This is a genomic window from Streptomyces sp. NPDC054047, assembly GCF_055585065.1.
Window position 1 is genome coordinate 642179 of sequence record NZ_JBVJKV010000002.1, and the last position, 13319, is coordinate 655497.

The 13319-nt window shown below is 70.9% G+C and carries 10 protein-coding genes; 5 read left to right on the forward strand and 5 right to left on the reverse strand.

The window, feature by feature from the left end; genetic code table 11:
- The 4 genes from pqqD (at position 1) to ACZ6ZP_RS09530 (ending at position 3681) form a co-directional block, all read left to right on the forward strand.
- On the forward strand, positions 1-273 hold the full coding sequence (pqqD, locus tag ACZ6ZP_RS09515) for a pyrroloquinoline quinone biosynthesis peptide chaperone PqqD (protein WP_366461806.1): 273 nt from the start codon (positions 1-3) through the stop codon (positions 271-273).
- Positions 270-1415 carry a pyrroloquinoline quinone biosynthesis protein PqqE gene (gene pqqE / locus ACZ6ZP_RS09520; RefSeq protein ID WP_469406219.1) on the forward strand — a complete coding sequence of 382 codons (1146 nt, stop codon included), beginning with the start codon at positions 270-272 and terminating at the stop codon, positions 1413-1415. The genes pqqD and pqqE overlap by 4 nt, the downstream gene beginning before the upstream one ends.
- 121 nt (positions 1416-1536) lie before the next feature.
- Positions 1537-2580 carry a chitinase gene (locus ACZ6ZP_RS09525; protein ID WP_469406221.1) on the forward strand — a complete coding sequence of 348 codons (1044 nt, stop codon included), beginning with the start codon at positions 1537-1539 and terminating at the stop codon, positions 2578-2580.
- A 3-nt stretch (positions 2581-2583) separates the two neighbouring features.
- Entirely contained in the window at positions 2584-3681 is a 1098-nt protein-coding gene (locus ACZ6ZP_RS09530; RefSeq protein ID WP_469406223.1) for a PQQ-dependent sugar dehydrogenase, read from the forward strand.
- Here the strand turns inward: ACZ6ZP_RS09530 and ACZ6ZP_RS09535 are convergent.
- The 5 genes from ACZ6ZP_RS09535 to ACZ6ZP_RS09555 all read right to left on the reverse strand — a co-directional run bounded on the left by ACZ6ZP_RS09535 (position 3678) and on the right by ACZ6ZP_RS09555 (position 12172).
- Complete coding sequence (locus ACZ6ZP_RS09535) at positions 3678-4460, reverse strand: ABC transporter ATP-binding protein (RefSeq protein ID WP_469406224.1); 783 nt, start codon at positions 4458-4460, stop codon at positions 3678-3680. The genes ACZ6ZP_RS09530 and ACZ6ZP_RS09535 overlap by 4 nt on opposite strands.
- Positions 4457-7246, reverse strand: a complete 2790-nt coding sequence (locus ACZ6ZP_RS09540; protein ID WP_469406226.1) for an ABC transporter permease subunit — start codon at positions 7244-7246, stop codon at positions 4457-4459. Before ACZ6ZP_RS09540 ends, ACZ6ZP_RS09535 begins: the two co-directional genes overlap by 4 nt.
- Positions 7247-7264: 18 nt before the next feature.
- Complete coding sequence (locus ACZ6ZP_RS09545) at positions 7265-8527, reverse strand: ABC transporter substrate-binding protein (RefSeq protein ID WP_351159271.1); 1263 nt, start codon at positions 8525-8527, stop codon at positions 7265-7267.
- Positions 8528-8638: 111 nt separating this feature from the next.
- On the reverse strand, positions 8639-10462 hold the full coding sequence (locus ACZ6ZP_RS09550; protein ID WP_361461781.1) for an AMP-dependent synthetase/ligase: 1824 nt from the start codon (positions 10460-10462) through the stop codon (positions 8639-8641).
- A gap of 204 nt (positions 10463-10666) precedes the next feature.
- A complete protein-coding gene (locus ACZ6ZP_RS09555; protein WP_361461778.1) occupies positions 10667-12172 on the reverse strand; it encodes an MFS transporter in 1506 nt (501 codons plus the stop codon).
- Between the two features lie 123 nt (positions 12173-12295).
- Between ACZ6ZP_RS09555 and ACZ6ZP_RS09560 the strand changes: the two genes are divergently transcribed.
- Positions 12296-13309, forward strand: coding sequence for an Lrp/AsnC family transcriptional regulator (locus ACZ6ZP_RS09560; RefSeq protein WP_469406227.1), 1014 nt, complete (start codon positions 12296-12298; stop codon positions 13307-13309).
- Positions 13310-13319 lie beyond the last annotated feature (10 nt).

Below are 13319 nucleotides of genomic sequence, written 5' to 3' on the forward strand. Positions count from 1 at the left end.
ATGAGTGAGGACGTACGCCTCGACTGGCGGCCCGCGTTGGCCCGCTCCGTGATCCTGCGGCACGACCGGGTTCGCGGCGTCGACCTGCTGGTGCTGCCCGAGCGCGTGGTCGTGCTGCGCGGGTCCGCCGGAAGCATCCTGCGACTGTGCGACGGCGAGCGCGAAGTCACGGGGATCGTGGGGGAGTTGGAGCGGCGGCATCCTGGTGCCGCGGTGGCCGACGACGTGCCCCGATTCCTCGCCGCGCTGCGGACGGAGGGGTGGCTTCGGTGACGGAGTCCCTTCGCCCGGTGGAGCCGCCGTGGGCCCTGCTCGCCGAGCTCACGCACGGCTGTCCGCTGCGGTGCCTCTACTGCTCCAACCCGACGGAACTCGTCGCACGGACAGCTGAGTTGACCGCCGGGCAGTGGGGCGACGTCATGCGTCAGGCCGCCGACATCGGTGTCGTCCAGACGCATCTGTCCGGCGGTGAGCCCCTCCTGCGCCGCGACCTCGCCGAGATCGTCACGGCGGCCGACTCCGCCGGAATCCACACGCAGCTGGTGACCAGCGGTGTCGGCCTGCACGAGGCCCGTCTCGCCTCCCTCGTCGACGCGGGCCTGCGCAGTGTCCAGCTGTCCGTGCAGCACTCCGACCCGGAGATGGCCCAACTCATCTCGGGAGCGCGGGCATTCACGGCGAAGGAGCGAGCGGCCGGACTCGTGCGGGCCGCGGATGTTCCGCTCGGGCTCAACGCCGTGCTGCACCGCGCCAATCTCGACGCCCTCGACGGGATCGTGGAGCTGGGCCTCGCCTGGGGCGCCGACCGGATCGAGCTGGCCAACACGCAGTTCTACGGCTGGGCGCTGCGCAACCGGGACGCGCTGCTCCCGGACCGCGCCCAGGTCGCGCGGGCCCGTGAGCGCGTCGAGCGGTGGCGGGAGCGGCTCGCGGGGCGCATGGAGCTGGTGTGGGTGGCGCCCGACTACGTGGACGGCATCGCGAAGCCCTGCATGGGCGGCTGGGGTGCCATCTCGCTGACCGTCGCCCCGGACGGCACGGTGCTTCCGTGCCCGGCCGCCGGTGAACTCCTGGGACCCGACGCGCCGAACGTCAGGGACCACCGGCTGGGCTGGATCTGGCGGGATTCGGCGGCCTTCAACCGCTACCGCGGCGAGGGCTGGATGCGCGAGCCCTGCCGCAGCTGCGAACTGCGGACCGTGGACTTCGGCGGCTGCCGCTGCCAGGCGTACGCCCTGACCGGCGACGCGGCTCGAACGGACCCCGCCTGCCACCGCTCGCCGGACAACGGGGCGGTCCGCGCCCTCGTGGACGGCGCGGGAGGCGGGACGGAAGGCAGGACGGACAGCAGGACAGAAGGCGGGACGGACGGCAGGGCGGGCGACTTCGCCTACCGGGCCTCCCCGAAGACGTAACCCCGCACACCCCCACCCCTCGCCGCGGGACGTGACCCCACTCCCGCGCCCAAAGATCGTTAGGAACCCTTCCTAACAGCGCCCTAACCACACACATCACGCAGAGGAGAACACACCCCCCATGTCTCACACCCCCCGCAGAACGGCCACCGCACTGGCCGCGGCCTGCGCCCTCGCGACGACGGCGTCCCTCGCCCTGGCCGCGCAGTCCTCGGCCGCACAGTCCTCGGCCGCACCCCCGAAGGCGACGGCGAAGGCTCCGTCGGCCAAGGCGGCCGGCACCATCCACGCCGCCCCGTACGAGTACCTCGGCTGGGGCAGTCCGCAGAAGCCCACCGACGTGATGGCCGCGACCGGCGTCAAGTGGTTCACGCTCGCCTTCATCCTCTCCGACGGCGGCTGCAACCCGGCCTGGGACGGCAACCGCCCCCTGAAGGGCGGCTCCGACGAGTCAGCCATCAAGTCCATACGCGGCGCCGGCGGGGACATCGTCGTCTCCGTCGGCGGCTGGAGCGGCGCCAAGCTCGGCGAGAAGTGCGGCAGCGCCACCGCGCTCGCCGGGGCGTACCAGAAGGTCATCGACGCCTACAAGCTCAAGGCGTTCGACATCGACATCGAGAACACCGAGTTCGGCAACGCGACCGTGCGCCAGCGCGTCGTCGACGCCCTGAAGATCGTGAAGCAGAAGAACCCGGGGATCGTCACGTACGTGACCATCGGGACGACCCCGAGCGGCCCCGACGCCACCGGCAAGGACCTCATCAAGCGGGGCGCCGCGGCCGGTCTCGACAACAACGCCTGGGTGGTCATGCCGTTCGACTTCGGCAGCCACAGCGGCTCCATGGGCGATGCCTCGGTCGGCGCGATGGAAGGCCTGAAGAGCACGGTCAAGAGCGCCTACGGCTACAGCGACGCCGAGGCGTACAAGCGCATCGGTGTCTCCTCGATGAACGGCAAGACCGACGTGGCGGGCGAGACCGTCACCACGAACGACTTCAAGCAGATCCTCGCCTACGCGAAGCAGCACCACATCGCGCGGTTCTCCTTCTGGGCCGTCAACCGCGACCGCGCCTGCTCGGGCGGCGGAAACGCCGGGGACTCCTGCAGTGGCGTGTCGCAGGCACCGTACGACTTCACCAAAATCGTCGCGCAGTACGGGGGTTGAGACATGGACAGCGGCAAGAAGAGGGTGGCCCTGCTCGGCGCCGCCGCCCTGGTCGTCGGTCTCACGCAGTACGTCACGTCGGCGTCCGCGGCTCCGGAGCGGCCGAAGGCTGCGCTCGGCGAACCGAAGGACATCGAGACGATATCCACCGGCTGGACGATCCCCTGGGGCACGTCCTGGACGCCCGACGGCGCGTCCGCCCTGGTGACCGAGCGCGACGACTTCCGCGTCTGGCTGGTCTCCAAGGACGGCAGGGACAAGAAGCAGATCGGCACCGTGCCGGAGTCGCAGACCACCGGCGGCGAGGGCGGGCTGATGGGTGTCGCCGTCGACCCGGACTGGGCCTCGAACCACCACGTGTACGTCATGCACACCTCGTCCGAGGGCAATCGCATCGCACGCATGACGTACGACGGGACGAAGCTGACCGGCTACAAGGCGCTGCTCAAGGGCATCAAGAAGAACAAGTACCACAACGGGGGCCGCCTGGCCTTCGGCCCCGACGGCTTCCTCTACGCCACCACCGGCGACGCCCAGGACGGCGCCCTCGCGCAGGACAAGAACTCCCTCAACGGCAAGATCCTGCGGCTCACCAAGGACGGGAAGGCGGCCCCCGGCAACCCCTTCGGCAACTACGCCTACAGCATGGGCCACCGCAACCCGCAAGGCATCGCCTTCGATGCCCAAGGGAGGCTGTGGGAAGCGGAGCTGGGGCAGAGCAAGAAGGACGAGCTGAACCTCATCAAACCCGGCAAGAACTACGGCTGGCCCACCTGCGAAGGCACCTGCGACGTCTCCGGCATGACCAACCCCAAGAAGACCTGGGGCGTCGCGGAGGCCTCCCCGAGCGGTGTCGCCGTCGTCGACGGCGCGGTCTACATGGCGGCGTTGAAGGGCGAGCGGCTCTGGCGCATCCCGATCAACACCGACAACGAGAACGTCGGGACGGCGAAGGCGTTCTACGTCGGCGAGTACGGGCGGCTGCGCGCGGTCACGGCCGTGCCGGGCGCCGACCAGCTGTGGCTCTCCACGACGAACGCCGACAACAACGGCGGGCAGCCGGACGGTTCGGACGAGATCTTCCGCGTGACCATCGGCTAGGCCTGGGCCGCGGTGGTCCCGAGGTACGCGTCCCGCACCTTCGGGTCCGCGCGCACCTCGGCCGCCGTGCCCTCGGCCAGGACGGCGCCCAGGTCGAGGACCACCACGCGGGCGCAGAGCTCCATCACGAAGGCCACGTTGTGCTCGACCAGGAGCACGGCGCAGCCCTCCGCGTCCGCGAGGTGCCGGATGACGGCCGACAGCTGGCCTCGCTCGTCGGCCGTCATGCCGGAGGCGGGCTCGTCCAGGAGCAGCACCCTGGGCGGGTCCGCCACCGCGCGCGCCAGCTCCACCATGCGGGCCCGGCCTACGGGCAGGGCGCCCGCGTAGTCGTCGGCGAGGTTCTCAAGTCCGCAGTCACGCAGCACAGTTGACGCGCGGGAGCGTCTCTCCCTCTCCTGCGTACGCCGGGTGGGCGCCGCCAGCAGATCGGCGCCGAACCCGCCGCCTCCGCCGCGCCACTCCTGCGCGACGAGCAGATTGTCGGCGACCGTGAGCTGCCCGAAGAGCTGCTGGCGCTGGAAGGTGCGGCGCATGCCGTGGCGGGCGCGCCAGACGGGGGAGCGGCGGGTGACGTCCACGCCGTCGAGCAGGACGCGGCCCCGGTCGGGGCGGCGGATGCCGGAGACGACGTCGAACAGCGTTGTCTTTCCTGCCCCGTTGGGCCCGATGAGGCCGCAGACCTCGCCGGGGCGGAGGCTCAGGTCCACGCCCGTGAGGGCGTGGATGCCGCCGAAGCGGACGCCGATGCCGGAGGCTTCGAGGACGCGGTCGCTCATGGCTGTCCCACTCCTTCGGTGCGGTCCTGCGCGGCTATGCCCAGGTAGGCCTCGGTCAGCTGGTCCGCACGGACCTCGGAGCGCGGGCCGCACCAGGAGACCCGGCCCTGCGCGAGGTACGCGACGGTGTCGGCGATGCCGAGGATCTCGGCGGCCTTCTCCTCGACCAGGAGCAACCCCGTTCCGGCGTCGCGGAGTTCGGCCAGGAGGCGGAAGACCTCGTCGACCACGCGGGGTGCGAGGCCCAGGGACGGCTCGTCCGCGATCAGTACCTTGGGCGGCCGCTGGAGGAGGGGTGCGAGGGCGAGCATCTGCTGCTCTCCTCCGGAGAGGGAACCCGCGGTGACCTTCCGTCGCGCGGCGAGACCGGGGAATCGGTCGTAGACGGCGTCGCGGGCGTCCCCCTCCGGGAGGTGCAGGGCGAGGTTCTCCTCGATGGTGAGGGAGGGGAAGATGCCGCGGCCTTCGGGGGCGAGGACGATGCCCGCTCGGGAGCGGTGGACGGGGCCGGCGCGGGTGGCGTCCGCCCCGGCGACGTGGATCTTCCCCTGGGTGGGGGCGATGAGACCTGCCGCGACTTTGCACGTCGTCGACTTGCCCGCCCCGTTGGGGCCGAGGAGGGCGAGGATCTCGCCCGGGTGGACGGCGAGGGTCACTCCGTGGAGCACGGGGGCGCCGTCGTATCCGGCGTGGACGTCATGCAGGCCCAGGGAGGGCGGGACCTTTTCCCCAAGCCCGCCCCTTCCCGAAGACCCGCTGACGCGGGAGCCTCGCGTGCCGCCATCACCGGCTTCGCCGAGTTCGTCCTCCAACGCCGGACGGGCTGAAAGACCCGGCCCGGGAGCGGGGAGCGAACCGCCTGAGGCAGCCTCGCGCCCCGCCACCCGCCTCCGATGCAGCCGCACCGAGACCGCCGCGCAGTACCCGTCCGGATCATTGGCCAGGGCCAACCCCGCCAACCCGAACAGGATCACCGGCAGCTGCACGGACTCCGTCACGTAATCGGCGATCAAGTGCGGCACGATCGCGAAGACGAGCCCCGCCACCACCGCGAACTGCGGCCTGCGCACCCCCGCGGCCACCACCACCGCCAGCCACACGAGCCCCGTCATCGCGGTGAAGTCCGTGGCCGTGATCCGGGTGTTGAACGACGCGTACATCACACCGCCGAACCCCGCGAGCCCCGCCGACAACGTGAACACCAGCAGCTTCGTCCGCACCACCGAGACCCCGGAGGCCATCGCCGCCGCCGGTGCGGACCGCACGGCCAGCATCGCCCGCCCCGTCGCCGACCCCCGCAGCGCGCTCAGCGCGGCCACGGCCGCCGCCACCAGGACGACCATCGCCACGCCCATCGCGCGGTCGTCGCTCAGGTCGACCGGGCCGAAGACGGCGCGCGGTATCTCCCACCCGGTGTCTCCGTTCCGCAACCACCCCATCTGGAAGAGGACTTGATCGGCGAGGAAGGCGAGGGCGAGCGTGGCAAGCGCCAGCGACCGGCCGCCCAGACGCAGCGCGGGCAGCGCGACAAGGGCGCCGAGCACCGCCGCCCCGCACGTCCCCACGAGGGCGGCCGCGATGAACGGCCACCCATGGCTCATCAGGAGCCCCGCCACGAGCGCCGCGCCCGTCACGAAGGTCGCCTGTGCCAGGGAGACCATCGCGCCCAGGCCCGTCACCACGGTGAAGGAGATGAAGACCAGCGAGATCGCCAGGCCCTGCGCGAGGATGCCGCTCCAGAAGGGCGTGGTGACCGTGTAGAAGGACAGCGCGAGCAGCACGCCGCCACCCGTCCACGGCCCCCACCTGCGCAGCCACGACTTCCCGGCGAGATAGTCGATCGGCGGCGCGTCCACCGCCGCCGTGCCCGCCGTCCGCTGCCGCCGCGTCATCAGGAGCAGTCCGGCGAAGAGGATCAGGAACGGCACCGCCGTGCGGAACCCGGTGATGTTCTCCGCGAAATCCGCGTACCCGGCGACCAGATTCTGCAGCACCCCGAGCCCGAGCCCGCCCGCGAACGCCAGCGGGATCGACATGAAGCGCCCGAGGACCGCGGCCGTGGCCGACACGAGGAGGAAGAGGGTGAAGTCGTGGGACGACAGGCCCAGCAAGGGAGTCGCCAGCACACCGGCCAACCCCGCGAGCCCCGACGACAGCATCCACGCCACCGACGAGAGCCGGTCCGCGCTCATGCCCCGCAGCTCCACCAGCGAGCGGTTGTCCACCGCGGCCCGCAGCCGCAGCCCAAGGGGTGTGTGCCGCATCAGGACCCACAGGCCGATCGCGACCACGGCCGTCGCGAGCCACGTGATCAGCTGGTCGGAGTCGATGCCGACGCCGTCCATCAGCTGCCAGCTCTCGGCGGGGCTCGGCCCGACGCCCGGCAGGCCGAACTGGTTCTCGGCCGGTTTGACGGACGCCCCCGCGTCCGCCAAGAGCTCCACCACCCACAGGCCGAGCGCGGGCAGCGCGACGAGCAGCCCGATCGTCGCCACGATCTGCGCGGTCTCGCCCACCCGCGCCAGCTTGCGGAACATCAGCCGGTCCAGTCCCCAGCCGAGGGCGGGCGCCACGACACAGACGAGGAGCAGCGCGGTCGGCACGGCGGGCCAGCCGAAGCCGGAGTGGAGTTCGTAGAAGGCGAGCGCGCAGAGGTAGGCGGTCGCGCCGTGCGCGAAGTTGAAGAGGCCGGAGGCGGAGTAGGACAGGACGAGGCCCGTCGCGAGCAGCGCGTACAGAGCGCCGGAGACGAGACCGCTCAGCACGAATCCCAGCAGGTCCGACATGGGTGTTGCCCTGCCCTTCTACTGGAAGGGGATGGGTTCGTAGCAGGTGAAGGGCGACGAAACCGAGTACTTCCCGCCCTTCAGCTGGACGAGGGCGCCGCAGCCGAACGACTCCTTCTGCCCCTTGGGCAGACTGCGGTCGCCGACCATCGTGTCCTTGTCGGAGAAGCCGTTCGCCGCCTGTTGGAAGGAGTCGACCGTCAGGTCCTTGCCCGCCTTCTCGGCGATCGAGAGGAAGAGGTCGGCCGACATGTAGCCGGTCATCATGTGCATGTTCAGCGGGACGTCCTTGCCCGCCGCCTTCCTGATGTCTGCCTTGAACTGCTTCATCGCCGGGGTGTTCTGCTCGAACGGCTGGAAGGCCAGCAGGATGTGCACGCCGTCGAGCGCCTTCTTCGTCGCGCTCTTGGTGAGCAGCCCCGGGTCGTAGTCGGTCGGGTCCGTGATGACGCCCTTGAATCCGGAGCGCTTGACGGCCGTGAACAGGCCGATGTTGTACGGGGTCTGCATCACGGAGACGACCACGTCCGGCGCATCGCCGCCGTCCGAGCGCAGGATCTCCTTCGTGTACGCCGACCAGTCGCTGGGCACGGAGGTCGCGGGCACGGTCGACTTGGCGTACGTCACCTTGTAGCCGGCCGCCGCGAAACTCTGCTTGTAGGTGCGGATGGCGAAGGTGCCCGCGTCGTTGTCGTTGGCGAGGATGGCCACGGACTTGCCCTTCGAGCCGTCCGTCACCTTCTTCAGTCCCTCGGGCCAGCTCTGCGTGATGGTGCCGCCCGGCATCGGCACCATGCAGCCTCCGTAGCCGTACATGTAACTCGGTCCGCAGAACGGCGGGATGGTGCCCCAGCCGAACGTCGGGACCTTCTGCTTCTGGAGGAAGTCGGCGCCGGAGAAGGTCACCGAGCTCATCGGCGCGACGGCGAACACCTTGTCCTGCTGGACGAGTTTGCGCGCCGCCGCGAGATTCTTGCCCGGGTCCTGGCCGTCGTCCTCCGCGCCCAGGTAGTCGATCTTCCGTCCGTGTACGCCGCCTGCGGCGTTCGCGCGGTCGAAGCGGGCCTTGGCGCCGAGGTCGGTGTCCTTCTTGCTGTAGCCGCTGGCGGTCGTCATGGAGACGATGCCGCCGACCTTGATGGAGTCGGCGCTCACGCCGCGTACGGAGCCGCCTGCCTTGTCGCCGCCGCTCGAATCGCTGCTGTTGGAGGCGGAGTTGCAGGCAGTGGCGAGCAGCAGTGCGGCCACGGTGGCGGTGATGGTGCGGATCGATCGCGACACGGTTCGAGCCCCCTCCGTCGAAGTGGGGCTGATTCTGTGCGGGACCTGATGAACCGTCAATAACAGACGCGTCGGTAATTGATGAACCGTCAGAAACCCGCTCGGCTCACCTCACGCCCGGTACAAGGCCTCCACCTCAGCGGAGTACGCCGTCTCGATGGCCTTGCGCTTGAGCTTCAGCGAGGGCGTGAGCAACCCGTGCTCCTCCGAGAACTGGTGGGCCAGTATCCGGAACGTACGGATCGACTCCGCCTGCGAGACAAGGGTGTTGGCGGCCACCACGGCCCGCCGCACCTCGGTCTCCAGATCCGGATCGCGCACCAGGTCCGTCGGGGACATCGGCGGCTTGCGCCGCATGGTCAGCCAGTGCTCGACGGCCTCGCCGTCCAGCGTGACGAGTGCCGCGATGTAGGGGCGGTCGTTGCCCACGACGATGCACTGCGCGACCAGCGGATGGTCGCGCACCCGCTCCTCCAGCTGCCCCGGCGAGACGCTCTTGCCGCCGGACGTCACCAGGATCTCCTTCTTGCGCCCGGTGATCGTGAGGTAGCCGTCCTCGTCGAGCGCGCCCAGGTCACCGGTGGCCAGCCAGCCGTCGTGCAGGGTCGCGTCGGTGGCCTTGGGGTCGTTCAGGTAGCCCTGGAAGACGTTGCCGCCGTTCAGCCAGACCTCGCCGTCCTCCGCGATGTACACGGTGGTGCCGGGGATGGCCTGGCCGACCGTGCCGTAGCGGGTGCGCTCGGGCGGGTTGGCGGTGGCGGCGGCCGTGGACTCGGTGAGGCCGTAGCCCTCGTAGATCTCGACGCCCGCGCCCGCGAAGAACAGGCCCAGGCGCCGGTCCATCCCGGAGCCGCCCGACATCGCGTGGCGCACGCGGCCGCCCATGGCGTCGCGCACCTTGGCGTAGACGAGCTTCTCGAAGAGCGAGTGCTGCATGCGCAGGGCCGCCGAAGGCCCGGGCCCGGTGCCGAACGCCCTGGCCTCCATGGCGTCCGCGTACCGCACGGCGCACTCCACGGCCTTGTCGAAAGGACCGGTCTTGCCGTCCTTCTCGGCCTTGCGCCGTGCGGCGTTGAAGACCTTCTCGAAGATGTACGGGACGGCCAGGATGAAGGAGGGGCGGAACGCGGCCAGGTCCGGGATGAGGGCCGCCGCGTTCAGGCTCGGCTGGTGGCCCAGCTTGACCCCGCCGCGCACCGCCGCGACCTGCACCATGCGCCCGAAGACGTGCGCGAGCGGCAGGAAGAGCAGAGTCGTCGCCTCGTCGCCGCGCCGGGAGTGGAACACCGGCTCCCAGCGCTGGATGACCGTCTCCGCCTCGAACATGAAGTTGGCGTGGGAGATCAGGCAGCCCTTGGGGCGGCCTGTGGTGCCCGAGGTGTAGATGATCGTGGCGATCGAGTCCGGGGTGACGGCGCGGCGGTGGCGGTTGACCACCTCGTCGTCGACGTCCTGGCCCGCACGGTGCAGCTCGTCCACGGCGTCGGCGTCCAGCTGCCACAGCCTGCGCAGCTGCGGCAGCCGGTCGATCACCGAGCCGATCGTCATCGCGTGGTCCTCGTGCTCGACCATGGCGGCCGACACCTGCGCGTCGTGCAGCATCCAGAAGACCTGCTCGGCCGACGAGGTGGGGTAGACGGGCACCACCTGGGCGCCGACCGTCCAGAGCGCGTAGTCGAAGAGCGTCCACTCGTAGCGCGTGCGGCACATGATGGCGACGCGGTCGCCGAAACGCACCCCTTGCGCGAGCAGACCCTTGGCGAGCGACATCACCTGGTCGCGGAACTCCGCCGATGTGACGTCGCGCCACACGCCGTCCGTCTTGCGGCCGAAGGCGATGTGGAGCGGATCCTCAAGGGCATGGTCGAACACGACGTCGGCAAGGCCGCCCACCAGCGGCGCCGACGCCAACGGAGGGTTCGTGAACTCGCGCAATGATGCTCCTTGTGGCGCTCCGCACAGCGCCGGTGACGGTACCCCACCGCGGTGCCGGGCGGGAGAGGGGTGACCGACCCCTCGGTACGTACCATCCACGCTGGTCAGCCGCTGAAATCCGGCCACAAGGGGAGAGGCGGGACAGAATACTTACGGTTCAGTAAGTTTCGGTGGCGTAATCTCCACCGAATCTGTACGCGGCGGTTACGGCTGTGGCTGCCTCTCGGAGATCCGCTCGACGGGTGCCGGAATCTTCGCCTCCGGTGTGGTGCCCGGCGCCGTGCGCGCGGAGCGCACCATGACGAGGACCGCGGCCCCCGCCACCAGACCCACCACGCCCGCGACGACCGCCGCCGCGTTCAGGCCGGAGGCGAACGCCGTCCGCACGGCGTGCTCGGAGAGCGTCCCACGCACCGCCGACGCACCGCCGCCCGCGACGGTGTGAGCCGCGTCATGGCCGAGGGTGTCCTGCATGCGCGAGGTCAGCACCGTGCCGAAGACGGCGACCCCCAGTGCGTATCCGAGCTGCCGGAACGTGTTGACCGCGCCGCCCGCCATCCCCGAGTTCTCCGGCGGCACCGCCGCGAGGGCCGCGCCCCCCAGGGCCGGAGATACCAGGCCGGTGCCGATGCCCGCGAGCGTGAGCCCGGGGACGAGCGAGCCCCAGGACGACCCCGCGTCGAGCACCGCGAGGGCGACCCCGCCGCCCCCGATCAGGAGCAGCCCGATGCCGATGGTCAGCCGCGCGGGCACCCCGTGCAGCAGCCGTCCGCCGATCGCGGCCACGACGAACGAGGTCGCGGCCAGCGGCAGCATGACGAGGCTGCCGGTCACCGGGCTCATGCCGAGCACGGTCTGCAGCCAGATCGAGAGGTAGGGCATCAGGCCGAACGCGGCCGCGTTGTAGCCGATCGCGCCGACCAGTACGCCCGTGAAGGCGGGCATGCGCAGGAGCCTCAGGTCGAGCAGCGGGTGCGCGACGCGGCGTTCGACGGCCACGAAGGCGGCGAGCGCGAGCACCGACACCGCGAGGGTCGCCACGGTGGGCGCCGACGTCCAGCCCTCCGAACCCGCCCGCACCACTCCGTACGTCAGCGCCCCCGCGAAGAGCGCGAACGTCACCGTGCCCGCCCAGTCGACCTTGCGCCCCGCTTGTCCCTTCGACTCCGGCACCACGCGCAGCGTCAGCCACATCGAGGCGACGCTCACCGGCAGGTTCACGAAGAAGATCCACCGCCAGCCCGGCCCCTCGGTGAGCAGCCCGCCGACGATCGGCCCCATCGCCGCCGCGGCCCCGCTGACCGCTCCCCAGACGCCGAGCGCGACCGACCGGTCCCGCCCCTGGTAGGCGGCGCCGAGCAGCGGCAGGGTCGTCGCGAACATCGCGGCGGCGCCGAGCCCCTGCAGGGCGCGGGCGGCCACCAAAAGCTCCGCGTTCGTGGCGAGCCCGCAGCCGAGCGAGGCGAGCGCGAAGAGCGCGGTGCCCGCCACGTTCAGCCGCCGCCTGCCGAGCACGTCCGCCGCGGCCCCGACCCCGAGCAGCAGCGCGGCGAGCGCGAGAGCGTAACCGTCGATCACCCATTGCAGATCACTCAGCGAGGCGTTCAGCGCTCTCGCCATGTCGGGCAGTGCCACGACCACGATGGTCACGTCCAGCAGCAGCATGAACGTCCCCAGGCACACCGCTGTGAGCGGCCCCCATGTACGCATTGTCAACTCTCCTCGTACGACTCTTACGACGCGTTTCACGACGCGTGTGCGTGCCTCGTACGATGGAGTCCGCCCGGACGATCCAAGTCGCCAGCCAGGGAAGATCGAAGGAATCCGACACCGATGAGCACCGCATCAACGGAATCCGCCACTTCATCCGTGCGGGGCTCGCTCGACGTCAGGCTCCTCCAGGCCCTGGAGATCGACGGACGCGCGCCCTTCAGCAAGATCGCCGCCGTCCTGGGCGTCTCCGACCAGACCGTCGCCCGCCGCTACCGCAGGCTGGTCTCCGAAGGAAGCCTGCGGATCGTCGCCGTCCGGGACCACGAGAAGCTCGGCCAGGACCAGTGGATGCTGCGGCTGCGCTGCGCCCCCGAGGGCGCCGACGCCATCGCCACCGCCCTGGCGCGCCGCCCCGACACCTCATGGATCGGCCTCACCTCCGGCGGCACCGAAGTCGTCTGCTGCACCCGGCCCCGCACCCGCACCGACCAGGACGAGTTGCTGCTCGCCAAGCTGCCGCGCACCCCGCACATCGTCGACATCCGCGCCCAGCAGATGCTGCACCGCTTCTTCGGCGGCCCGGACGGCTGGCTGATGAAGCACGGGCCGCTCGGCGATGACCAGATCGCGGCCCTGCGCGGCGCGGCTGCCCCGGCCGCCGCCCGCGCAGCCGATCTGCCCCTGCGGATCGAGCCCGAGGACGAACCGCTGGTGGCCGCGCTCGAAGAGGACGGCCGCGCGACCTATCCGGAGCTCCAGCGGGCCACCGGGCGTTCGGAGTCGGCCGTCAAACGCCGGCTCGGCGCGCTGGTCGCGTCCGGCGCGATCTACATCGACATCGAGTACGCCAACGCACTCATCGGCCTGCACGTCGGGGCGATGCTCTGGATCACCACCGCGCCCTGGGCCATGGACTCGGTGGGCAGGGCCCTCGCCTCCCACGCCGAGATCGCCCACGCCACCGCCGTGGCAGGCCCCTCGAACATCATGGCCACCGCCGTGGCCCGCGACATCCCCGCGCTCTACGCCTACCTCAGCGGGAAACTGGGCCAGCTGGACGGCGTCCAGCACGTCGAGACGGCGCCGTTCATGCGCCGGGTCAAGCAGCTCACGTACCGGCCCTACCCGCGCTGAACGGCCTGTC